General features: G+C 67.0%; 18 protein-coding genes. 11 read left to right on the top strand and 7 right to left on the bottom strand.

Features of this window, described 5'->3' with window-relative positions:
* A complete protein-coding gene (locus OJF58_RS04405) occupies positions 1–1,734 on the bottom strand; it encodes a NirA family protein (protein WP_300781898.1) in 1,734 nt (577 codons plus the stop codon).
* A 22-nt stretch (positions 1,735–1,756) separates the two neighbouring features.
* Positions 1,757–2,587 (bottom strand): formate/nitrite transporter family protein, encoded by an 831-nt coding sequence (locus OJF58_RS04400; protein WP_300781897.1) that lies wholly within the window; start codon positions 2,585–2,587, stop codon positions 1,757–1,759.
* Positions 2,588–2,821: 234 nt separating this feature from the next.
* On the opposite strand from OJF58_RS04400, the gene OJF58_RS04395 reads away from it, so the two are divergent.
* The 5 genes from OJF58_RS04395 to OJF58_RS04375 are packed head-to-tail and all read left to right on the top strand — an operon-like array spanning position 2,822 to position 9,340.
* Complete coding sequence (locus OJF58_RS04395) at positions 2,822–4,003, top strand: efflux RND transporter periplasmic adaptor subunit (protein ID WP_300781895.1); 1,182 nt, start codon at positions 2,822–2,824, stop codon at positions 4,001–4,003.
* A gap of 5 nt (positions 4,004–4,008) precedes the next feature.
* The gene (locus tag OJF58_RS04390) at positions 4,009–7,161 is read left to right on the top strand and encodes a multidrug efflux RND transporter permease subunit (protein WP_300781894.1); all 3,153 of its coding nucleotides are present in this window, start codon (positions 4,009–4,011) and stop codon (positions 7,159–7,161) included.
* Complete coding sequence (locus OJF58_RS04385) at positions 7,158–7,631, top strand: hypothetical protein (protein ID WP_300781893.1); 474 nt, start codon at positions 7,158–7,160, stop codon at positions 7,629–7,631. Before OJF58_RS04390 ends, OJF58_RS04385 begins: the two co-directional genes overlap by 4 nt.
* 18 nt (positions 7,632–7,649) lie before the next feature.
* Positions 7,650–8,003, top strand: a complete 354-nt coding sequence (locus OJF58_RS04380) for a hypothetical protein (RefSeq protein ID WP_300781892.1) — start codon at positions 7,650–7,652, stop codon at positions 8,001–8,003.
* Between the two features lie 20 nt (positions 8,004–8,023).
* On the top strand, positions 8,024–9,340 hold the full coding sequence (locus OJF58_RS04375; RefSeq protein ID WP_300781890.1) for a hypothetical protein: 1,317 nt from the start codon (positions 8,024–8,026) through the stop codon (positions 9,338–9,340).
* Positions 9,341–9,404: 64 nt separating this feature from the next.
* On the opposite strand, the gene ettA is transcribed toward OJF58_RS04375, so the two are convergent.
* Positions 9,405–11,081 carry an energy-dependent translational throttle protein EttA gene (gene ettA, locus OJF58_RS04370; RefSeq protein ID WP_300781889.1) on the bottom strand — a complete coding sequence of 559 codons (1,677 nt, stop codon included), beginning with the start codon at positions 11,079–11,081 and terminating at the stop codon, positions 9,405–9,407.
* 75 nt (positions 11,082–11,156) lie between these two features.
* On the opposite strand from ettA, the gene OJF58_RS04365 reads away from it, so the two are divergent.
* A complete protein-coding gene (locus OJF58_RS04365; RefSeq protein WP_300781888.1) occupies positions 11,157–14,597 on the top strand; it encodes an ATP-binding protein in 3,441 nt (1,146 codons plus the stop codon).
* 12 nt (positions 14,598–14,609) lie between these two features.
* Here the strand turns inward: OJF58_RS04365 and OJF58_RS04360 are convergent, their stop codons facing one another.
* Complete coding sequence (locus OJF58_RS04360) at positions 14,610–15,245, bottom strand: response regulator transcription factor (RefSeq protein ID WP_300781887.1); 636 nt, start codon at positions 15,243–15,245, stop codon at positions 14,610–14,612.
* A 145-nt stretch (positions 15,246–15,390) separates the two neighbouring features.
* Between OJF58_RS04360 and ppa the strand changes: the two genes are divergently transcribed.
* From ppa to OJF58_RS04335, 5 genes are all read left to right on the top strand, one after another.
* Entirely contained in the window at positions 15,391–15,927 is a 537-nt protein-coding gene (ppa, locus tag OJF58_RS04355) for an inorganic diphosphatase (protein ID WP_300781886.1), read from the top strand.
* Positions 15,924–16,349, top strand: a complete 426-nt coding sequence (locus tag OJF58_RS04350; protein WP_300781885.1) for a response regulator — start codon at positions 15,924–15,926, stop codon at positions 16,347–16,349. The genes ppa and OJF58_RS04350 overlap by 4 nt, the downstream gene beginning before the upstream one ends.
* Before the next feature lie 89 nt (positions 16,350–16,438).
* Positions 16,439–17,905 (top strand): catalase, encoded by a 1,467-nt coding sequence (locus OJF58_RS04345; RefSeq protein WP_300781884.1) that lies wholly within the window; start codon positions 16,439–16,441, stop codon positions 17,903–17,905.
* 10 nt (positions 17,906–17,915) lie between these two features.
* Positions 17,916–19,004 carry an LLM class flavin-dependent oxidoreductase gene (locus OJF58_RS04340; RefSeq protein WP_300781883.1) on the top strand — a complete coding sequence of 363 codons (1,089 nt, stop codon included), beginning with the start codon at positions 17,916–17,918 and terminating at the stop codon, positions 19,002–19,004.
* Positions 19,005–19,023: 19 nt separating this feature from the next.
* A complete protein-coding gene (locus OJF58_RS04335) occupies positions 19,024–19,662 on the top strand; it encodes a 2-hydroxychromene-2-carboxylate isomerase (protein ID WP_300781882.1) in 639 nt (212 codons plus the stop codon).
* A 21-nt stretch (positions 19,663–19,683) separates the two neighbouring features.
* On the opposite strand, the gene OJF58_RS04330 is transcribed toward OJF58_RS04335, so the two are convergent.
* From OJF58_RS04330 to OJF58_RS04320, 3 genes are all read right to left on the bottom strand, one after another.
* Entirely contained in the window at positions 19,684–19,983 is a 300-nt protein-coding gene (locus OJF58_RS04330) for a hypothetical protein (RefSeq protein WP_300781881.1), read from the bottom strand.
* 61 nt (positions 19,984–20,044) lie between these two features.
* A complete protein-coding gene (locus OJF58_RS04325; protein ID WP_300781880.1) occupies positions 20,045–21,115 on the bottom strand; it encodes an LLM class flavin-dependent oxidoreductase in 1,071 nt (356 codons plus the stop codon).
* Positions 21,116–21,123: 8 nt separating this feature from the next.
* Positions 21,124–22,020, bottom strand: a complete 897-nt coding sequence (locus OJF58_RS04320; protein ID WP_300781879.1) for an alpha/beta hydrolase — start codon at positions 22,018–22,020, stop codon at positions 21,124–21,126.
* Positions 22,021–22,095 lie beyond the last annotated feature (75 nt).

The raw sequence follows: 22,095 nt of genomic DNA, 5'->3' as shown, positions 1-22,095 counted from the left end.
TCACACTCCGACGAGGCGATGCAGGGTTTCGTCGTCGTGGCGGCTCGCGAACTGCCGGAATGTCTCCTCCGGTCCGGCGCGATGGGCGAGATAAGCGGTGAGCAGACGCTCGATGAACCGCGGCATGTCCACGGCCGCGATCCCGCGGGTGAACTCGCGGCCGACTCGCGCGTCGCTGCCATAGCTGCCGCCGATCACGACATGGTAGCCGTCGACGGTTTCGTCCTTGCCGGTGGCCACGCGGGCACCGACGAGGCCGATATCGCCGACATAATGCTGCGCGCAGGAGTTCGGGCAGCCGGTGAGATGGACGTTGATCGGCGTGTCGAGCGCGACGCGCGGCTCGCAGTGCTCGGCGATGGCGACCGCCATCTCCTTGGTGCGGGCGTTGGCGAGCTTGCAGCCCGAGGAGCCGGTGCAGGCGACGAGGCCTGCGCGCAACGGCGAGACGGCGAGCGGGAGACCCGCGGCCGCCATGCGCTGCTCGAAGGTCCTGCGGTTGGTCTCGGCGATGCCCGAGACCAGCAGGTTCTGCCAGACGGTAAGCCGGAGATCGCCATCGCCCAGCTCGTGCGCGGCCTCGGCGAGGGCGCGCATCTGCGCGGGCTCCAGGCGTCCCACGGGCAGGGGGATGCCGGCATAGAAGAGGCCCGGCTGCTTCTGCGCATGGAAGCCGATATGGGCCATGCGGTCCTGCGCCGGCCGCGGCAGGATATGCCGCTCCTCGACGCGATCGAGCTTGCGCCCGAGCTTTTCCTCGACCGCGGCCAGGAACTTCTCAGGCCCCCAGGCATCGATAAGGTATTTCAGGCGGGCCCTGGCGCGATTGGTCCGATCGCCATGGTCGATGAAGACGCGCACGACGGCGTCGGCGACCTTTGTCGAGTCGTGCGGTGGTACGACGACGTCCGTCGGCCGTGCCAGGTTCCTGTGACCGGTGATGCCGCCCAGCGCTAGCCGGTACCATATGGCCGGTGCGACGGAGGCACCTTCCGCCACCCGCACCGCGGTGAAGCCGATGTCGTTGGTCTCCTCCAGCGTGGGGATGGGTCCGCCGCCGTCGAAGGCGACGTTGAACTTGCGCGGCAGGCCGGTAAGCGACCGGTCGTTCAGCACGTGGAAGTGCCAATGCCGCGTGTCGGGGCGTGTGTCGAGCAGCTCATCCGGTGCGATGCCCGCGGTCGCATCGCCGGTGACGTTGCGGATGTTGTCGGCGCCCGAGCCGCGCGAGGTGAGGCCGAGATCCTGCACCGCCTCCACGACATGGGTCGCGTTCTTTGCTTCGATGCCGCGAATCTGGATGTTGGCGCGCGTGGTGACATGGGCGTAGCCAGCACCCCAGGTCTCGGCGATCCCGGCGATGCCTGCGAGCTGGCGCCAGTTCAGGATGCCGTTCGGCATGCGCAGCCGCGCCATGTAGAAGGGTTGGTTGGGGGCGAGATAGAAAAGCCCGTAGAAGCGCCAACGGAAATTGTCGGCGGGTTTGGGATACTCGTTGCGCGACGCCTGGTCGCGCAGCCGCGCGTAGCCGTCGAACGGATGCTCTTCGCGCTTCCACTTTTCCGGATCGGCGAGCTTCTTGCCTTCCGCCTCGAAGCGGGCCATGGCGGCAAGATGCGCCGCGTCAGGCCCGCTCGGCGGCGCTACGGCCGCGGATGCGGGCGTTCGCGCGCCGCTGCGGGCAGCCTGCAGGCCGGACGCGAACCCTTCCAGATAGCGCTTCTGCCCCGGCATGAAGTCCTGCGACCCCACGGCGTCACTCGGCGACGACGGCTGCCGCAACGGTCTCGCCGCCGACCGTCTGCTTGGGGCGATATGTCAGATAGATGGCAAGACCCGAGAACACGAAGCCGCCGACGATGTTGCCGAGCGTGACCGGGATCTGGTTCCACAGCCACCAGTCGGCGAGCGTCACCCCGGCGCCCATCATCATGCCGGCCGGGATGACGAACATGTTGACGACCGCATGCTCGAACCCTTGCGCGAAGAAGACGAAGATCGGCAGCCAGCAGGCGACGATCTTGCCGATCGACGACGTGCTGGTCATGGCCAGCACCGCCGAAAGGCAGACCATCCAGTTGCAGAGCACGGCCTTGACGAAGACCACCGCCAGACCGGTGCCGCCCATGGCGGCATAGCCCGTCGTCTTGGCTTCCGCGATCTGGGCGATGCGCTGCGCGAGACCGGCGGGTGGCGTCGTCCACATGTTCGTGAGCACGAGGGCGAGCAGGAAGCCGTAGACGACGCTGCCGACGAGATTGCCGGCGAACACCCAGGCGATATTGGCGCCGACCTCGCGCAGGCTGGCGCGGCCCTCGACCCACGGCAGCGGGACGAGTCCGAAACTCCCCGTCACCAGTTCCAGGCCGAGCAGCACGATGGTGGCGATGCCGAACGGGAAGATGATCGCACCGACAATGCCTTGGCCTGTCGTGATGGCGGCCGTGAAGGCGAGGCTGGTGGAGATGCCGAGGAGCGCGCCCGACAGGATGCCGCGCAAGAGCAGGTCGCGCGGTGTGAGCGCCAGCTTGGCCTCGGCCGTATCGATCATCGCCTGCGCAACGGCAGCGGGTTTCACATAGTCCATGGCCTGCCTCTCGACATCGTTGACAACTGCAGCCGAAGAGCGAGCAAGAGGCATGCCACCAAACAACATCCGAGGAATGTGATTGGGGGCTGCAGCGGGCGTGGCGACGTTCGATTTGCAAGTGCCCTAGAAATTCTTGCTTTTCCCTCACCGATGGTTGCCCAATTCCCCCGAGCGGGGAGTGCCGGCCGGCGCGGTCGACGTCGAGGCGGCTCATTGTCGATGAGGAATGTGATGCCAGACGCTGCCCGCCTGCCGAGCTTCCGGTCGCCTTGGGGTCGCGTGCTTGCCGTGGTGGCGTTGATCGCCGCCGCCGGGCTCGTCTGGTATTTCACCCGCGGCACCGACAAGGCGGCGCCGCCCGCGGCCGCGCAGGCAGCGCCGTCGGTCGGCGTGCGTGCCGCCGCCACGCGTGGCGTCAGCCAGTCGTTCGAGTTCGTGGGCCGGATCAAGGCGATCGAGACGGTCGATGTGCGCGCCCGCGTCGAAGGCTTCCTGGAGAAGGTCCAGTTCCGCGAGGGCCAGGACGTCAAGAAAGGCGATCTGCTCTACCAGATCGAGAAGGTCCAGTTCGCGGCCCAGGTCCAGCAGGCCAAAGCCAACCTCGCGTCGGCGCAGGCAGAGGCCACCAACGCCGAGCTCCAGTACCACCGCCAGCTCGACCTCTCCAGGCGCCAGTACAGCCCGCAATCGACGGTCGACCAGTACAAGGCCGAGGTCGATACCGCCAACGCCAAGATCCAGCAGGCCGAAGCCGCCCTCACCCAGGCGCAGGTCAACCTCGACTATACCGACATCCGCTCGCCGATCGACGGCCGGATCGGGCGTACCGCCTATACCGTCGGCAATCTCGTCAATCCGGCGAGCGGCGTGCTGGCGACGATCGTGAGCCAGGATCCGATCTACGTGGTCTTCCCCGTGAGCGTGCGCGACCTGCAGACGATCCGCGAGGCGCGGCGCAAGGAGGGTGGTGGGCTGATCAAGATCGACATCCGCCTGCGTCTTTCGGACGGCAAGGAGTATCCGCACAAGGGCGTCTGGAACTTCACCGATCCGCAGGTCGACCAGCAGACCGACACGCTGATCATGCGGGCCACCGTGCCCAATCCCGAGCGGGTGCTGACCGACGGCCAGTTCGTGACAGCGATCATCCGCGAGCGTCGGCAGCAGCCACGGCTGGTGATCCCGCAGGCCGCCCTGCAGGTCGACCAGTCCGGCTACTACGCGCTGATCGTCGACAGCCAGCACAAGGTCGAGCGGCGGCGCCTCGAGACCGGTCCGAATCTCGGCACTGACATCGTCGTCAGCTCGGGCCTGGGCGAGGGTGACAAGGTGATCGTGGACGGCATCCAGAAGGTCCGGCCGGGCCAGGTGGTTCACGAGACCGTCCTGCCGGCGACGGCGACCGGTGGGTGACCGGCATGATCTCGGGCATCTTCATCGACCGGCCCCGCCTTGCCTTCGTGGTGTCGATCGTCATCACGCTGGCCGGCCTGATTGCGATCTTCAGCATCCCGGTCGCGCAATTTCCCGACATCGTGCCGCCGCAGGTGTCGCTCACGACCACCTATCCCGGCGCCGACGCCGAGACCGTCGAGGCGACGGTCGCCCAGCCGATCGAGCAGCAGATCACCGGTGTCGACAATGCCCTTTACTACCAGTCGGTCAGCGGCGCCGACGGCAGCTACTCGCTGAACGTCACCTTCGCCCTCGGCACCGATCCCGACATCAACACGGTGAACGTCCAGAATCGCGCCCAGCTCGCCACGCCGCTGCTGCCCCAGGAAGTGCAGCGCCAGGGCCTGGTGATCCGCAAGAAGTCGGCGGCCCTCCTGCAGGTCATCAATATCTATTCGCCCAGGAACACGTACGACGCGCTCTATCTCAACAACTACGCCACCATCAACATCATCGATCCGCTGTCGCGCGTGCACGGCGTGGGGCAGGCGACCCTGTTCGGCGCGCTCGACTACTCGCTCCGGCTCTGGCTCGATCCCGACCGGCTGACCGCCTTCAACCTCGCGCCGTCCGACGTCGTGGCGGCGGTGCAGGGCCAGAACGTGCAGGCGGCGCTCGGCCGTATCGGCGCGGCGCCGACGCCGCAGGCGCAGCAGCTCCAGCTCACGATCAAGACCAAGGGGCGGCTGACCAGGCCCGAGGAGTTCGCCAACATCGTCGTGCGGGCCAATCCCGACGGCTCGGTGGTGCGCGTCAAGGACGTGGCGCGCGTCGATCTCGGCGCCAAGTCGCAGGAGCGCTACAGCCGCTTCAACGGCGCGCCGGCCGCCGCCATCGGCATCTTTCAGTCTCCCGGCGCCAATGCCGTGCAGGTCGCGGAGAACGTGCGCAAGGTCATGGAGGACCTGAAGCAGCGCTTCCCCGACGATCTGACCTACGACGTCTTCTGGGATTCGACGGTGTTCGTGACCTCGACGATCGACGAGGTGGTGCACACGCTGCTGATCGCCTTCGTGCTGGTGGCGATCGTGGTCTTCCTGTTCCTGGGCAAGCTGCGCTCGACCCTGATCCCGTTGGTGGCGGTGCCGGTTTCGATCGTCGGCACCTTCGCGGTGATGCTGCTGATCGGCTACTCGGCCAACACCGTCTCGCTGCTGGCGCTGGTGCTCGCCATCGGCATCGTGGTCGACGACGCGATCGTGGTGATCGAGAACGTCGAGCGCATGATCGAGGAGGAGCCGGAGCTGTCCATTCCCGAGGCGACCAAGAAGGCGATGGGCGAGATCACCGCGCCCATCGTCGCCATCACGCTGGTCCTGCTCTCGGTATTCGTGCCGGTCGCCTTCATTCCCGGCATCAGCGGCCAGCTCTTCCGCCAGTTCGCCGTGACCGTCTCGACGGCGATGATCATCTCGGCGATCAATGCCCTGACGCTGAGCCCGGCGCTTTGCGCGGTGCTGCTGAAACGCGGCGAGACGCGGCGCGGGCCGATGCATTACGTGCTGGGTGCGATCGACCGCGTGCGCGACGGCTACGTCGCGGTCGTGCGCCGGCTGGTGCGGATGGCGGTATTCGGCGTGGTCGCCGTGGCGGTCGTGGCGGCAGGCGCGCTCGGCCTGTTCAGAACCACGCCGCAAAGCTTCCTGCCGGCGGAGGACCAGGGCGCCTTCTTTGCCGCCCTGCGCCTGCCGGAGGGCGCGTCGCTCAACCGCACCCAGGAGATCGTCACCGAGGTCGAGAACATGATCCGGCCGGTTCCCGGCGTGCAGGGTGTGCTGTCGGTGGTCGGACTGAACTTCATCGACTACGTCGTGTCGTCCAACAGCGCTTTCTTCGTGATTCGGCTGAAACCCTACGAGGACCGCACCGCCGCCGAGCAGAAGGTCGATGCCATCATCGCGAGCCTGCGGCCCAAGCTCGCCTCCATCCAGGGCGCCATCGTCTTTCCCTTCAACCTGCCGCCCATCCTGGGGCTCGGCAGCACCGGCGGCTTCCAGTACGTGCTCGAGGCGCTGCAGGGACAGTCGCCATCCGATCTCGCCGCCGTCATGCGCGGTCTGCTGGTGGCGGCCAACCAGCGGCCCGAGCTGGCCGGCGTCTTCTCGACCTTCGCCGCCGACACGCCGCAGATCTATCTCGATATCGACCGCGACAAGGCGCAGGTCCTAGGCGTGAAGGTGCGCGACATCTTCAACGCCCTGCAATCGACCTTGGGCGGCTACTATGTCAACGACTTCAACCTGTTCGGCCGCACCTGGCAGGTCAATGTCGAGGCCGAGGGGCGCTCCCGCAACGCCATCGACGACATCTACCACGTCTATGTGCGCAACAGCGCCGGCACGATGGTGCCGATCCGCGCCCTTGCCCAGGCCCGCCTCGTGCAGGGACCGCAGGTCATGATCCGCTACAACGGCTTCCGCGGCGCGGTGATCAACGGCGCGCCCAGCCCCGGCTACAGCTCGGGCCAGGCGCTCGAGGCAATGGAGCGCGTCTCGAAGCAGACGCTGCCTGCGGGCTACGCCTTCGAATGGACGGCGACGGCGCTGCAGGAGAAGGCGGCGAGCGGCCAGACCGGGATCGTGCTCGGTCTCGCGGTGCTGTTCGCCTACCTCTTCCTGGTGGCGCTGTACGAGAGCTGGAATATTCCCATTCCGGTGCTGCTCTCGGTGAGCGTCGCGGTGCTGGGCGCGATCGGGTTCGTGGCCTGGTTCGGGCTTGCCTTCGACGTCTATGCCCAGATCGGCCTCGTGGTGCTGGTGGCGCTGTCGGCCAAGAACGGCATCCTGATCGTCGAGTTCGCGGTCGAGCAGCGACTGCAGGGCAGGTCGGTGCTCGATGCCGCGATCGAGGGCGCGCGGCTGCGCTTCCGGCCGGTGGCGATGACGAGCTTCGCCTTCATCCTCGGCCTCCTGCCCCTGGTGGTGGCCGAGGGTGCGGGCGCGGCGAGCCGGCGCGCCGTGGGCACACCGGTGTTCGGAGGCATGATCGCGGCGGCTTTGTTCGGCATCTTCGTGATTCCGATGCTATATGTCGTGTTCCAGCGACTGCGCGAACGTTTTGGCCGAGCGTCCGCGGTGGCGGGCGGCGCAATGGCGGTGGAGAAGAGACAGCAATGACGCAAGTCGGCGAGCCTGTTCGCTATATCGAGCGTACGCGCGACTATTATCGCGCCCTTGGGTACGCCAAGGACTATGTCTGGGCGAGGCACGACGAGGTGCCGTTCGCCCCGCTCGGCAAGTCTCTGTCGACCGCTCGCGTGGCCTTGGTCACGACCGCGAGCCCGGCCGATTTCAAGGGCAGGAAGCAGGTGTGGGCGGGACCGGTCTCGCCGCCACCGGCCAGGCTCTTCACCGCCAATCTCGCCTGGGACAAGGAATCGACGCATACCGACGATCGCGAGAGCTTCCTGCCGATCGAGACGGTCGCGGAACTCGCAGCCGAAGGTCTGGTGGCCGGTCTGGCCGAGCGTTTTCACGGCGTGCCGACGGAGTACAGCCAGCGCAAGACGACCGAGGAGGATGCACCGCAGGTCCTGCAGCGCCTGCGCGACGACGGCGCCGACGCGGCAGTCCTCTGTCCGCTTTGACCGGTCTGCCACCAAACCGTGAGTTTGGTCGCCCGTCACCTCGAGGCCAACCGTATCCCGACCGTGATCATCGGATCGGCGCTCGACGTGGTCGAACATTGCGGCGTGCCACGCTTCCTGTTCACCGACTTTCCGCTCGGCAATCCCTGCGGCCATCCATGGCGCCGGGACATGCAGAAGGCGATCGTCCGTCAGGCGCTCGGCTTGCTCGAGTCCGCCCGGCGCCCGAGAACGACGGCGAAGGCACCGTTTCTCTGGAAAGAGGACGATCCCGGCTGGCGCGCTCGCTACGGCCGCGTCGATCCGACCGACCGGGAGCGCCTTCTCGCGCTGGGCGAGGAGCGCCGTCGCCAGCGCGCGCGCCGCTCGTAGGCCGCCGTAGGGACCGGCTCATGCGCATTGTCCTTGTGTTCCTGGCGGCCTCCTTGGCATTGGCGTGGGCGGCGCACGCATCTCAGCCCTTTTCGGCCGTTTCCTGCCCGATGACGATCCCCGACGTGGATTGCTATCGCGGCCAAGACGCCAACGGCTCCTACATCCTGGCAGCGGTACCTCGAAAATGGAGCGGCGTTCTGGTGGTGCATGCCCATGGCGGTCCGCGCCTCGCGCCCATCACGCCGGACTATAGCGACAACGACCTCAAACGATTCTCCGAATTCGTCGGGCAGGGCCACGCCCTCGTTGCCGCGAGCTACCGCAGGCCCGGCTACGGCGCGCGAATGGCCGCGGAAGATATCGAGAGCGCCCGCAAGGCATTCATTGCCAGGTTCGGCAAGCCGCGGCTCATCATCGTGCATGGACAATCGTGGGGCGGCGATGTCGCGGCGCGCGTCATCGAGCTGTATGCGATCTCGCCGGACGGCACCCGGAACTATGACGGCGCGCTGCTCACCAGCGGGGTCATCGCGGGCGCAACGCGAACCTACAATCCGCGCATCGATCTGCGAGCGCTGTTCCAGTACTATTGCGGCACTCATCCGAGGCCAGACGAGCCGGCATACAATCTGGGAATCGGATTGCCGGCAGCGTCGACGATGTCTCGCAAGGAACTGCGCGCGCGGTTCGACGCCTGCACCGGGGAGAACCTTCCTCCCGACCGACGCAGCGCGCGGCAGAAGCTGGCCCTGACTGAAATGGCGAAGATCACGCGAATCCCCGAGCATGCGATGTTTTCACACCTGTCGTGGGCGACATTCCTGTTTCGCGACATCGCCGAGCACATCACAGGCGGCAGGAGCCCGTTTGGGAATATCGGCGTTGTCTACAAGGGATCGTCCGACGACGCGAAGTTGAATCGCGACGTGCCGCGCGTCGCTGCCGATCCCGAGGCGCGTGCACTATTGAAGTATGACAGCGACCCCACCGGCCAGATCACGATTCCGGTGCTCACGCTCCATGCGATCGGCGATCCGACCGCGGCCGTGGAGAACGAGGCGGCGTACCGGGAGATCATCGGGCAGGCCGGAAACGGACGTCTCCTGGTGCAGGTGTTTGCGCGCGAGCATGTTCACAGCAAGCTGTCGTCGCCGCTCTATCCGGCGATGATGGACGCGCTGCTGGCGTGGATCGGCAAGGACGAGCGTCCCTCGGCACAGTCGGTGCTCGAGCTTTGCCGGACGGAACACGAGACGTATCGCGGCGACTGCACGATCGATCCGAACTATCAGGTTGCATCCTTCGATAGTCGAAGCTGGCCGCGGATGCCGTAAACGGCCGATCGGGGCCCTGTCTCGGCCGGCTGTCCAGACGCGGTATCCAGTCGGCCCCGACGGTCTATTTCCTCACCAGCGGCTTGTACTTGATGCGGTGGGGCTGGTCGGCATCGGTGCCGAGACGGCGGTGACGGTCGGCCTCGTAGTCCTGGTAGTTGCCCTCGAACCATTCGACGTGGCTGTCGCCCTCGAAGGCCAGCATGTGGGTGGCGATGCGGTCGAGGAACCAGCGGTCGTGGCTGATGATAACGGCGCAGCCGGCGAAATCGACCAGCGCCTCCTCGAGCGCGCGCAGCGTGTCGACGTCGAGGTCGTTGGTCGGCTCGTCGAGCAGCAGCACGTTGGCGCCGCTCTTCAACATCTTGGCGAGGTTGACGCGGTTGCGTTCGCCGCCCGAGAGCTGGCCCACCTTCTTCTGCTGGTCGGCGCCCTTGAAGTTGAACGAGCCGCAATAGGCGCGGCTCGGGACCTCGCGGTTGCCGAGCTTGATGATATCGAGACCGCCCGACAGCTCCTCCCACACGGTCTTGTTCGGGTCGAGCGTCTCGCGGCTCTGGTCGACATAGCCGAGCTTGACCGTCGGCCCGACGGAGAAGGCGCCCGAGTCGGGCGTCTCCTGGCCGGTGATCATCTTGAACAGCGTCGTCTTGCCGGCGCCGTTGGGGCCGATTACGCCCACGATGCCGCCCGGCGGCAGGCTGAAGGAGAGGTCGTCGATCAGCAGCCGGTCGCCGAACCCCTTGGAGATCTTCTCCGCCTTGATAACGTGGTCTCCCAGGCGCGGTCCCGGCGGGATCACGATTTGCGCCGTGTCGAGCGTTGCCTTCTGTTCCTCCTCGATCATCTGGTTGTAGGCCGAGATGCGCGCCTTGCTCTTGGAGCGCCGCGCCTGCGGCGACTGACCCATCCACTCCAGTTCGCGCTGCAGCGTGCGGCGACGGGCGTCGGCCGCCTTCTCCTCCTGCGCCAGCCGCTGCTCCTTCTGCTTGAGCCAAGAGGTATAGTTGCCTTCCCAAGGGATGCCCTGGCCGCGGTCGAGCTCGAGGATCCAGCCGGCGACATTGTCGAGAAAGTAGCGGTCGTGGGTCACTGCGACGACCGTGCCGGGGAACTCCTTGAGATGCCGCTCGAGCCAGGCCACCGACTCGGCATCGAGATGGTTGGTCGGCTCGTCGAGCAGCAGCATGTCGGGCTTGCTGAGCAGCAGCCGGCAAAGCGCGACGCGGCGACGCTCGCCGCCCGACAGCTTCTCGACGTCGGCATCACCGGGCGGGCAGCGCAGCGCATCCATCGCGATCTCGACCGTGCGCTGCAGGTCCCAGCCGTTGCCGGCGTCGATCTTCTCCTGCAGCTCGGCCTGCTCGGCGATCAGCTTGTCCATGTCGGCGTCGGGGTCGGAGAAAGCGTTCGAGACCTCCTCGAAGCGCGCCAGCATCCTCGCCATGTCGCCGGCACCGTCCATGACGTTGCCCAGCACGTCCTTCTTGGGGTCGAGCTTGGGCTCCTGCTCGAGCAGCCCCACCTTCGCGCCCTCGGCCGCCCAGGCCTCGCCGGTGAAATTGTCGTCCTGGCCGGCCATGACCCTGAGCAGGGTGGACTTGCCGGCGCCGTTCAGGCCCAGCACGCCGATCTTGGCGCCCGGGAAGAAGGACAGCCAGATGTCCTTCAGCACCTGCTTGCCGCCCGGGTAGGTCTTGCTGAGACCTTTCATGACGTAGATGTACTGGTACGCAGCCATTGCGGGCTCCTTCAGGCTCCAGACGGGGTGGGGACGGGAAGGCGAGCCTTGTAGCGACCCGGGGGGCTTGGTTCAATGCGGGCGATGCTCGCCGAATCGGTGGTCCTCGCCCTGTCGCTGGCCTATCTCGGGCTGCTGTTCGCCGTGGCTTATGTCGGCGACCGGCGGCAGCGCGCCTGGTCGGCGAGTGGCACCATGGCGCCGGCGGTCTACGGCCTCTCCTTCGCCATCTACTGCACGTCCTGGACCTTCTATGGCGGTGTGGGGCGAGCGAGCGCCACGGGTTTCGACTACCTGCTGATCTACACCGGCCCGGTGCTGATGATGACGGTGGGCTTTCCGCTCCTGCGCAAGATGGTGCGGCTGGCCAAGCAGCACAATGTCACCTCGATCGCCGACTTCCTCGCCTCGCGCTACGGCAAGAGCCGCGCGGTCGGCGTGACCGCGACCCTGTTCGCGACCGTGGGCGTGCTGCCCTATATCGCGCTCCAGCTCCAGGCGGTGTCCTCGTCGTTCAGCGCGATCGTCGATCCCACCTTGAGGCCGGATCGGCACTTCAGCGCCATCCATACCGATACCGCCCTGATCGTGGCGGCGCTGATGGCGGTCTTCACCATCCTGTTCGGCGTGCGGCATGTCTCGGCCTCCGAGCAGCATCGCGGCATGATGATGGCGATTGCCTTCGAATCGGTGGTGAAGCTGGTCGCGCTCGTCGCGGTCGGCCCCTTCGTGCTGTACGTGCTGTTCGACGGTCCGGCCGATCTCTGGGCCAGACTCGTCGAGCAGCCGGCTGTGGCCGAACGGGTCCTGCAGGAAGGATCGCCCGTCACCTGGGTCGTGACGTCGTTGCTGTCGGCCATGGCCTTCCTCTGCCTGCCGCGGCAGTTCCATGTCGCGGTCGTCGAGCACGGCCATGTCAGGAGCCTGCAGACGGCACGCTGGCTCTTTCCCAGCTATCTGGTGCTGATCAATCTCTTCGTCATTCCGATCGCGGCGGCCGGCCTGCTGCTGCTCGGCACACAGTTCAATCCCGATCTCTACGTGCTGCGGCTGCCGCTCGAGCATGGCGCCAACTGGCTGTCGGCCTTCGTCTTCCTGGGCGGTCTGTCCGCCGCGACGTCGATGGTTGCGGTGGCCTGCATGGCGCTGTCGGGCATGATCGGCAACGAGCTGCTGATGCCTTATCTGCTGCGCCACCAGGCGGTGCGGCGCGGCGAGATGGGACCGCTCGTGGTGTTCGTGCGTCGCGCCGCCGTCGTGCTGATCCTGATGGCGGCCTACGCCTACGAGCGCATCGTGTCGGGCATCCTGCCACTCGCCTCGATCGGCCTGATCAGCTTCTGTGCCGTGGCCAATCTGGCGCCGGGCCTCGTGCTCGGCCTCTACTGGCGTCGCGCCCATCGCTGGGGCGTGGTGGCGGGACTCGCCGGCGGCTTCGTCGTCTGGCTGTACGCGCTCCTTCTGCCGACGCTGCACCAGGAGGCGGGCGGCGCCCAGGAGATGCCGCTCAAGGCCTGGCTACCCGCTCCCCTCGATGGGCTCGATCCCGTGGGGCAGGGCTTCGTCGCAGGCATCGTCGCGAACACGTTGCTGCTGGCGGTCGTCTCGCTGCTGATGCGGGCGCGCGGCGCCGATGCGGAGCAGGCGCATGCCTTCGTGGTCGGCGCCGAACCCGCGGAGGCCGGCACGCAGATGCCGGCCGACGCGCAGCGACTGGAGGAATTGCGCGAGCTGCTGGCGCGGTTCGTCGGCCTCGAGCGCGCCGAGCGGGCGCTGGGCCGCGAACCGCTCTCGGCCGAGACTGCGCTGCAGCGCACCGAGCGTGTCCTGTCGGGCACGCTGGGCGCGGCGTCGGCCCGGGTCGTGGTTGCCGCCTTCGGTCGCCGCGGCCGGCTGCTGCCGCGCAGCGCGCGCGCCTTGATCGACGAGGCCTCGGAAGCGATCCGCTACAACTACGAGATCCTGCGCAACACCCTCGACCATGTCGGGATGGGCATCGCCGCCTTCGACCGCCATGGCAATCTCGAGATCTTCAACGATCGCTTCACCACGCTGCTGTCGCTCGACGGCGAGGCGGTCGCGGTAGGCGCTTCGCCGCTCTGGTTCGGCGGCGCGCCCGAAATCGTGGCGCTGCTGTGCCGGCCCCCGGTGCCGCAGACGCACGAGATCACGACGCGCGAGGGTCGCGTGGTCGAGCTCCGGCTCGACCCACTCCCTAACGGCGGGTTCGTCGCGACCTGCAACGATGTGACCTCACGCGTGCGCACCGCCGAGGCCCTGCGCGAGAGCGACCGCCGTCTGCGCCAGGCGGCTGAAACGCTGGAACAGCGCGTGATCGAGCGAACGGCCGAACTGGAGGCGAGCCGGGCCGAGGCGGAGGCGGCCAATCTCGGCAAGACCCGCTTCATCGCGGCCGCGAGCCACGACTTGCTGCAGCCGTTGCATGCCGCGCGTCTATTCACCGCGGCGATGATGGACCGCGACCCCGGCAACGATCTTGGCGCCAAGATCGATACCAGCCTCGGCGCCGTCGAGTCGCTGCTCGACGCGCTGCTCGACATCTCGAAGCTCGATGCCGGCGCATTCAAGCCGGAGGCGCGGGGCTTCGCGCTGGGGCCCATGTTCGAGTCGCTGGCGACCGCGTTCGCGGCGGTCGCGGCGCGGCGCGACATCCAGCTCGTCGTGGTGCCTACTCGCGCTTTCGTCACCACGGATCCGGCCTTCCTGCGTCGTATCCTGCAAAACCTGCTGTCCAATGCGCTGCGTTACGGCCGCGCCGAGGGCCGGCCGCAGCGGGTGCTGCTGGGCTGTCGCCGTGAGGGCGACCGTCTGCGCATCGAGGTGAAGGACAACGGCCCCGGCATCGCCGCCGACAAGCAGGCCATGATCTTCGAGGAGTTCGTGCGCCTGCAGCCCGAGGTCGAGCTGGCCCGCGAGGAGCGCGGGCTGGGGCTTGGCCTCGCCATCGTCGAGCGCGTCGCACGCATGCTGGACCTGCCGGTGCGCATCGACTCGGCGCCCGGCCGCGGCTCGACTTTTTCGGTGCTGGTGCCGCGCGCCCCATCGGTCGAGACGATGCCTGCGGCGGCGTCGGCACCGCTGCCGGCGCCGGCGCTGGAGGCGGAAAGCTTCGTGCTCTGCATAGACGACGAGGCGCGGGTGCGCGAGGCGATGGCGACGCTGCTCGGCGGTTGGGGCTGCAAGGTCGCCACGGCAGCCTGCGAGGCCGAGGCGCTCGACCGCATTGCGGACGCGGGTCGCCTGCCCGATCTCGTGCTGGCCGACCTCCACCTCGATGGCGGAAGCGACGGAAAGCCCAACGGCCTCGCGGTGATCGAAGCCCTGCGCCGGCATTGGGGCCGGACCGTGCCGGCCGCCCTCGTCACCGCCGACCGCGAGCCGATGCTGCGCCTGCGCGCGCGCGCGCAGCAAGTCGATCTGTTGCACAAGCCGGTGAAGCCCGCCGCGCTGCGGGCACTGTTGCGCATGCGGGAACGCTCTGCGGCCGTCGTGTGACAGCGAGGATCTTCAGGTCGTCGGCAGCGACAGACTGCGCGCTTCGATGACGGCCTGCGTGCGCGAGCGCACGCCGAGCTTGCGCAGGATCACCGTGACGTGTGCCTTGACTGTCGCTTCGCCCACCCCGAGCTTGTAGGCGATCTGCTTGTTCTGGTCGCCCTGCACCATCAGCGCCAGCACGCGCCATTGCTGCGGCGTGAGCTGGGTGGCGCGCTGGGCGAAGCTGTCGCCCGCGCCGGCCTCGGGTGGCGCGATGATCTCGCCGTCGAGCACCGCGCGCACGGTGGCCGCGATCTCCTCGAGCGAGGCCGACTTTTCGACATAAGCCGAAGCGCCGAGGTCGTGCGTGCGCCGTGCGATGGCGGCGTCGCGCGCCGCGGAGACGACGATAATCGGCACGGTCGGCCAATCCGAACGCAGGAGGGCCAGGCCCGTCAGGCCCTCCATGCCGGGCATGTCGAGGTCGAGCAGCAAGGCGTCGGTGTCGGGCTGATGCTCCAGCGCCGCCTGCGTCTCGGCAAGGCTGCCGGCGAGACCGATGACTGCGCCCGGGAAGCTTTGCGACAGGACGGTGCTCAGCGCATCGCGGACCATCGGATGGTCGTCGGCGATCAGAAAGCTGCGCGCGGACAGGGTTTCGGTCATAGCGGCCAATTATTTCTATCCGCATGCCCCTTGTAAAATGAGGCGATCCAAAATGAGGCGACGGAACCGGCGCCGTGCAGGCGGTTTCCTTTTGGAGCACGAGAGGGCATCCTGACAGGCTCTCCGTTGCGATCAGGACCCGTGCATGAATCTCGACGCCATCGCCATTGGCCGCAATCCGCCCGACGACGTCAATGTCCTCATCGAGGTCCCGATCGGCGGCGAGCCCATCAAGTACGAGATGGACAAGGCGGCGGGAACGCTAGTGGTCGACCGCTTCCTGTACACGCCCATGCGTTATCCCGGGAACTACGGTTTCGTGCCGCACACGCTGTCGGATGACGGCGATCCGATCGACGTGTTGATCGCCAACACCCGGCCGATCATCCCCGGGGCCGTCATGAACGTGCGGCCGCTCGGCGTGCTCAGGATGGAGGACGACGGCGGCGGCGACGAGAAGATCATCGCCGTGCCGACCTCACAGATCACCCAGCGCTACATCCATGTGAAGAGCTACAAGGACCTGCCGGAGATCACGCGCCAGCAGATCGAGCACTTCTTCGTCCATTACAAGGATCTCGAGCCCGGCAAATGGGTCAGGCTGCTGGGCTGGGGTGACGTCGAAGAGGCATGCGGCCTGATTGCGGCGGCCATTCGGCGCGCCGGGACGAAGCGATCATGAGCCGTCGCGATACCGACGGGGAGGGGCGGACGCCGGAAGCGGCGCCAGCCTCGAAGCCGCTTGCCGGGCGGACGGTCCTTGTGGTCGAGGACAATGCCGAGATTGCGTTCGAGCTTGCGTCGATCCTGGAGGAGGCGGGGGCCGCGGTCGTCGGGCCGGTCGCGTCGGTGCAGGGGGCCTACGACCTGATGGCCGACCGGGCCATCGAGACCGCGCTGCTGGACGTCACCCTGCGCAACAGCGAGACGGCGTTTCCGCTGGCCGATGCACTTGCCGCGCAGCGCATCCCCTTTGTCTTCATCTCCGGTCAGTCGAGTGCGCTCATGCCGCCGCGCTACCGTGATCGCGCCTTCCTGAACAAGCCGTACCACAGCGACGAGGTCGTCGAGCTGGTACTGGCGTCGCTGAAGTCCGGTCTCTAGCCCCTCATTTTAGAATAATTCTAAATTAATTGACAGGCCGGGGACCGGGGCGCAGATTTCTTCCGTCGTTCAGGAAGAGGGGTGCACACATGACCGAGAACAAGCTGACCACCGCGGCGGGCGCGCCCGTCGTCGACAATCAGAACTCGATGTCCGCCGGCCGGCGCGGACCGCTGCTGCTCCAGGACGTCTGGCTGCTCGAGAAGCTCGCCCACTTCGACCGCGAGGTCATCCCGGAGCGGCGCATGCATGCCAAGGGATCCGGCGCCTACGGGACCTTCACCGTTACCCACGACATTACGAAGTATACGCGGGCGAAGATCTTCTCTGCGGTCGGCAAGAAGACCGACCTGTTTGCGCGCTTCACGACGGTCGCGGGCGAACGGGGCGCCGCCGACGCCGAGCGCGACATCCGCGGCTTCGCCGTCAAGTTCTATACCGAGGAAGGCAACTGGGACATGGTCGGCAACAACACGCCGGTCTTCTTCCTGCGCGATCCGCTGAAATTCCCAGATCTCAATCATGCGGTGAAGCGCGATCCGCGGACGAACATGCGCAGCGCGCGGAACAACTGGGACTTCTGGACCTCGCTGCCGGAGGCGCTGCACCAGGTCACGATCGTGATGAGCGATCGCGGCATTCCGGCGAGCTACCGCCATATGCACGGGTTCGGCAGCCATACCTTCAGCTTCATCAATCGCGACAACGAGCGCTTCTGGGTCAAGTTCCACTTCCGCTGCCAGCAGGGCATCCGGAACCTGACCGATGCCGAAGCGGAAGCGATCATCGGCAAGGACCGCGAAAGCCATCAGCGCGATCTCTACGAGTCGCTGGAGAAGAAGGAGTTCCCGAAGTGGGCGCTGAAGATCCAGGTCATGCCCGAGAAGGATGCCTCGAAGGTGCCGTACAACCCGTTCGATCTCACGAAGGTATGGCCGCACAAGGACTATCCCTTGATCGATGTCGGCGTGATGGAGCTCGATCGCAATCCCGAGAACTTCTTTGCCGAGGTCGAGCAGTCGGCCTTCAATCCGGCCAACGTCGTGCCGGGCATCGGCTTCTCGCCCGACAAGATGCTGCAGGCGCGTCTGTTCTCCTACGGCGACGCGCAACGCTACCGGCTCGGCGTCAACCATCATCTGATTCCGGTCAATGCCGCCCGTTGTCCGGTGCACAGCTATCACCGCGACGGCCAGATGCGCGTCGATGGCAACTACGGCGGCACGGTCGGCTATCAGCCGAACAGCTTCGGCCAGTGGCAGGAACAGCCCGACTTCCGCGAGCCGCCGCTGTCGATCGAAGGCGCGGCCGACCACTGGAACCACCGCGAGGACAGCGACTATTTCTCGCAGCCCGGCGCGTTGTTCCGGCTGATGACGCCCGGGCAACAGCAGGCGCTTTTCGCCAATACCGGCCGCGCGATGGCCGGCGTGCCCGACGGGATCAAGGCCCGGCACATCGGGAACTGCCTCAAGGCCGATCCGGCCTACGGCAAGGGGGTGGCCGCCGCGCTCGGCGTCGCGCCGGGCGACGTGTCCAAGATCGCCACCGATTGAGGGCGGCCGGATGCCTGTACGGGTGATCGGCATGATCGGCGTGGCGCCGCCTGCCGGCGACGCCACGGTCCATGTCATCAAGGGTGGCATATCGCCCTCCTATCTGGCGGCGTTTGCCCAGGCGCACGAAGCGGCGGGATTCGATCTCGTGCTGGTCGGCTACACGGCCTCGTCGGCCGAAGGCTTCCTCGTCGCCCAGTATGCCGCGCACCATACCGGCCGCCTCGGCTTCCTGATCGCCCATCGGCCGGGCTTCGTTGCGCCGACCCTGGCGGCGCGTAAGATCGCGACCTTCGACCATCTCACCGGTGGACGCCTCGCACTCCATGTCATCTCCGGGGCGAGCGACGCCGAGCAGCATGGCGACGGCGATTTTGCGCCGAAGGAAGAGCGCTATCGACGCGCCGCGGAGTATCTCGAGGTGATGAAGCTCGCCTGGACGAGCGAGCAGCGGTTCGACTTCGCCGGCGAATTCTACCATGTCCAGGGAGCCCATTCCGACGTCCGGCCGTTGCGAAAGCCGCACCCGCCGCTGTTCTTCGGCGGTTCGTCCGAAGGGGCGCTGGCGATGGGTGCGAAGCATTGCGATGTGTTCGCGGCGTTCGGCGAGCCGCTTGCGGCGACGGCCGAGCGAATCGCCGAATTCCGGGCGCGCGCCGCAGCTTACGGCCGCACACCTGCTTTCAATATGTCGTTCCGGCCCATCCTTGCCGCCACCGAGGGAGCAGCGTGGGATCGCGCACGGCGGATTTTGGCCTCGATCCGGAAGCCGGGCGATCCAACGGGCTTCGGCAATGCCCGGAAGCCGCTCGCTCAGTCGGCCCGCCGCCTGCTCGACTTCGCGGCGAAGGGCGAGACCCATGACGAGCGGCTGTGGATGCCGATTGCCGAGGCGACAGGCGCGGTGGGCAATACCTCCTGCCTGGTCGGCACGCCCGAGCAGGTGGCACGGGCTCTGCTGGAATACTACAAGCTCGGCGTCCACTCGTTCCTGCTCCGCGGTTTCGACCCTTTCGAGGATGCCGTCGACTTCGGCCGCGAGCTGATCCCGCGGCTGCGGGTCGGCGCCGAGGAGCTGGACGGGGCAAAGGCCGCATGAAACGGACTTCGACAGGCCGATGAGCAAGACCATCGAGTTCCACTGGGACCTCGGCAGCACCAACAGCTACTTTGCCCTCCATCTGATCAAGCCGGTGGCGCGAAAGCACGGCGCAACGGTCGTGCCGCACCCCTTCAATCTCGGCTATGTCTTCCGCAAGCAGAACTACGTGCTGATGGAGGAGCCGAAGGCCAAGCTGCGCAACCGCAGGATCGACCTGATGCGCTGGGCGAGACGCCATGGTCTGCCTTTCCGCATGCCGACCAAGTTTCCGATGAAGACCAGCGCTGCCCTGCGCGGTGCGCTCGCCATGCGACGCTTCGGCAGGGAGTGGGAATTCATGGAGGAGATCTTCTCGGCTTACTGGGAGCGCGACGACGCCTCGGTGGGAGAGATCGCCGGGCTGCGCCCTGTCGCCGCCAAGCTGGGCGTCGATCCTGAACGCTTCGTCGCCCTTCTCGACGGGGCCGAGATTCGTGGCGAGCTTGCCTCGGAGACGGACAAGGCGCTGCAGCGCGGTGTTTTCGGCGCGCCCACCTTCTTCGTGGGCGAGGAGATGTTCTGGGGCAAGGATCGGATGGACTTCATCGACGAGGAGCTCGCCTCGCCGAGCCCGCCGCGAGCGCGTGACGCACAACCCGAATGGCCGGACGTGTAGCCGACGACCTTCCTATTGTCCCTATTGTCGCGACAGCATTTCCGTCGCGATGAGCGTCCATTCGTCCGGCAGCGAAAGGTCCGACACAGGCCGGCCGGCACGACGGTACCATCCGCCGGCATTCGCCATATCGCCTTCCTGCCGATGCAAATGGGCGTGCACCCAATCGCAGTCCTGGTTGCCTTCGCATTGCTGGACGCATTCGTGCGCCCGATCCCAATCGCCATGCCGCACCCACCACAGCGCCTGCAGGGGGAGTGCCAGCCCAGGCGGCGGCGCCGCGGCCGACACGCTCTCGCGGAAAGCATCGATTGTCGTCATGGCGGTTGCCCTCTTTTGCCTGTCTCGAGGGTAGAGCGCGCCACCGCGACTTGCCACTGCCTCAATACCGGGCGATCACCGTCGCGGCGAAGTCGCCGAGGTTGCGCCGCGCCTCGGCCATCGCCGGCAAGAGGGTCACCTCGTCGAGACCCATCGCCTCGCGCTCGCGCAGCATGGCGATGATCTCGTCGGGCGTCCCGACCAGGCCGCCGGTGGCCCGGATCAGGTCCTCGGTGATGAAACGCCGTTCCTCCGGCGGCAGGAAGGCGCAATGACCAAGGTGGACCTGCTGATAGCGCCTGGCGAGCGGCATCTCCATCTTCTCGGTGAAAGCGAGATACTCCTCCCACAGACTGCGGCAGCGTCCGGCCACGGTGCTCGTGTCGCCATCCTTCTGGTAGAGCTCCCACCAGTAGTGCAGCGTTGCCGCCGCCATCGGGCCGACCGCGTCGATCACGCGGTCCGATGTCATGCTCTCGCCGGGCTCGAGCACGCAGGCGTAGGTGAGAGCGGCCGTATGGAAGTCGTCCGGCAGGGCGCGGCCGACCGCGGCGGCGCCCTCGCGCATGACATCGAGGCTCTTCTGCAGGCGGCTGCGCGTCTGGTTGTGCGAGCAGACCCGTCCGTCGCCGTAGGCGCCGGCCGTCTTGAGAGCCAGCGGGCCGTCGGCCGCCACGTAGATCGGCACCGCATGGGCGACATCGATGAAGCCCCGGTCGGGATGCAGGAAGCGTATGTCATGGCGCTCGCCGTCGAGCAGGTAGTCCACTTCCTCGCCATGCAGGAGGCCGCGCAGGACGCGCAGATACTCCCGGAATGGCCCGGCCTTCATGGGATCCTTCCCCATGACGCGCATCGCCGTGTGGCCGGTGCCGATGCCGAGGAAGACACGGCCCGGCGCGAGCTGGTTGACGGTGGCGATGGAATGCGCGGTGACAGGGGCCAGCCGCACCGGCGCCACCGCCACGCCAGTGCCGAGGCGGATGCGCGAGGTGTTGGCCGCAGCGAGCGCCAGCACCGCGTAGGCGTCCGAATAGAGCATCTGCGAATCGGCCGCCCAGGCACAGTCGTAGCCCATCGCCTCGAGCTCGACGAACAGCTTCCAATCGGAAACGCGCGGGGCGACTGTCACTCCGAATTTCATGGCTCAGGCCAGTCTGTTGCGGATGAAGGTGCCGATCTCGGCGCAGCCATCTCGTCCTTCGGAGAGGATGGGCGCGAACAGGGGGAAGACATGCAGCATGTTGGGCCAGATCGACAGGCGTACGTCGTTGCCGGCGCCATGCAGTTTTTCCGCGATGCGCGTTGCATCGTCGAGCAGCGTCTCCGCCGTGCCGGCCGCACCAGGACCGGCGGCAGCCCCTTGAGATCGGCATGAAGCGGCGCCGCCAGTGGCGCTTTCGGGGTACGACCATCGAGGTACATCCCGGCCATCCATAGCAGCCCGTCCTTCTGCACCATCGGATCCTGCTCTGCGCGCGCCGTGATACTGTCGCCTAGACCCTCGAGATCCACCCACGGCGAGATCGCGACGGCACAGGCCGGCAGACCAAGCTTTCGGTCGCGCAAATTAACAAGGGTGGCGATCGTGAGCCCGCCTCCGGCCGAATCGCCCGCGATCGCGAGTCGGCCCGCTGGAAAACCTTGCTGCGCGAGCCAACGCCATGCCGCCGTGGCGTCGTCCAGGGCGGCAGGAAAGGGATGCTCCGGGGCGAGGCGATAATCGATCACAAGAATGGCGGCCGCCGACGCGGCGGAGATGTCGTAGGCGAGCCTGCGGTGCGTGTTGATCGATCCGATGGCATAGCCACCGCCGTGGAGATAGAGGACGGCACGCCCGGGATCGCAGCCCGGCGCCATGATCCATTCCGCCGCCACGCCGCCGGCATCGACCTTTTCGCACCGTGCATCCGGTGCGCCGCCCAGGAAGCCGGCCAGCTTCTCGAAGCGGGCACGAGCCTGCGCGACGTCGCGGGTCTCGGGCGCTGGCCGCGAGCGCAGCAAGGTCACGAGACTGTCGAGCTGGGCGGCGGTCATTGAGTGCTCTCCCTACGTTGGGCGTTCCGCAACGATCGGGACAACGAGCCGCCGGTGCAAGAGCGGAAGGACGCC

The organism is Enhydrobacter sp. (assembly GCF_030246845.1).
Classification (GTDB): domain Bacteria; phylum Pseudomonadota; class Alphaproteobacteria; order Reyranellales; family Reyranellaceae; genus Reyranella.
Note: the sequence above shows the minus strand (reverse complement) of the source record. Positions and strands in the feature narration are given on the sequence as shown.

Excerpts from the sequence above, each read along its gene's own strand:
- OJF58_RS04405 (WP_300781898.1), bottom strand. The coding sequence starts at position 1,734 with ATGCCGGGGCAGAAGCGCTATCTGGAAGGGTTCGCGTCCGGCCTGCAG.
- OJF58_RS04400 (WP_300781897.1), bottom strand. The coding sequence starts at position 2,587 with ATGGACTATGTGAAACCCGCTGCCGTTGCGCAGGCGATGATCGATACG.
- OJF58_RS04395 (WP_300781895.1), top strand. The coding sequence starts at position 2,822 with ATGCCAGACGCTGCCCGCCTGCCGAGCTTCCGGTCGCCTTGGGGTCGC.
- OJF58_RS04390 (WP_300781894.1), top strand. The coding sequence starts at position 4,009 with ATGATCTCGGGCATCTTCATCGACCGGCCCCGCCTTGCCTTCGTGGTG.
- OJF58_RS04385 (WP_300781893.1), top strand. The coding sequence starts at position 7,158 with ATGACGCAAGTCGGCGAGCCTGTTCGCTATATCGAGCGTACGCGCGAC.
- OJF58_RS04375 (WP_300781890.1), top strand. The coding sequence starts at position 8,024 with ATGCGCATTGTCCTTGTGTTCCTGGCGGCCTCCTTGGCATTGGCGTGG.
- ettA (WP_300781889.1), bottom strand. The coding sequence starts at position 11,081 with ATGGCTGCGTACCAGTACATCTACGTCATGAAAGGTCTCAGCAAGACC.
- OJF58_RS04365 (WP_300781888.1), top strand. The coding sequence starts at position 11,157 with ATGCGGGCGATGCTCGCCGAATCGGTGGTCCTCGCCCTGTCGCTGGCC.
- OJF58_RS04360 (WP_300781887.1), bottom strand. The coding sequence starts at position 15,245 with ATGACCGAAACCCTGTCCGCGCGCAGCTTTCTGATCGCCGACGACCAT.
- ppa (WP_300781886.1), top strand. The coding sequence starts at position 15,391 with ATGAATCTCGACGCCATCGCCATTGGCCGCAATCCGCCCGACGACGTC.
- OJF58_RS04350 (WP_300781885.1), top strand. The coding sequence starts at position 15,924 with ATGAGCCGTCGCGATACCGACGGGGAGGGGCGGACGCCGGAAGCGGCG.
- OJF58_RS04345 (WP_300781884.1), top strand. The coding sequence starts at position 16,439 with ATGACCGAGAACAAGCTGACCACCGCGGCGGGCGCGCCCGTCGTCGAC.
- OJF58_RS04340 (WP_300781883.1), top strand. The coding sequence starts at position 17,916 with ATGCCTGTACGGGTGATCGGCATGATCGGCGTGGCGCCGCCTGCCGGC.
- OJF58_RS04335 (WP_300781882.1), top strand. The coding sequence starts at position 19,024 with ATGAGCAAGACCATCGAGTTCCACTGGGACCTCGGCAGCACCAACAGC.
- OJF58_RS04330 (WP_300781881.1), bottom strand. The coding sequence starts at position 19,983 with ATGACGACAATCGATGCTTTCCGCGAGAGCGTGTCGGCCGCGGCGCCG.
- OJF58_RS04320 (WP_300781879.1), bottom strand. The coding sequence starts at position 22,020 with ATGACCGCCGCCCAGCTCGACAGTCTCGTGACCTTGCTGCGCTCGCGG.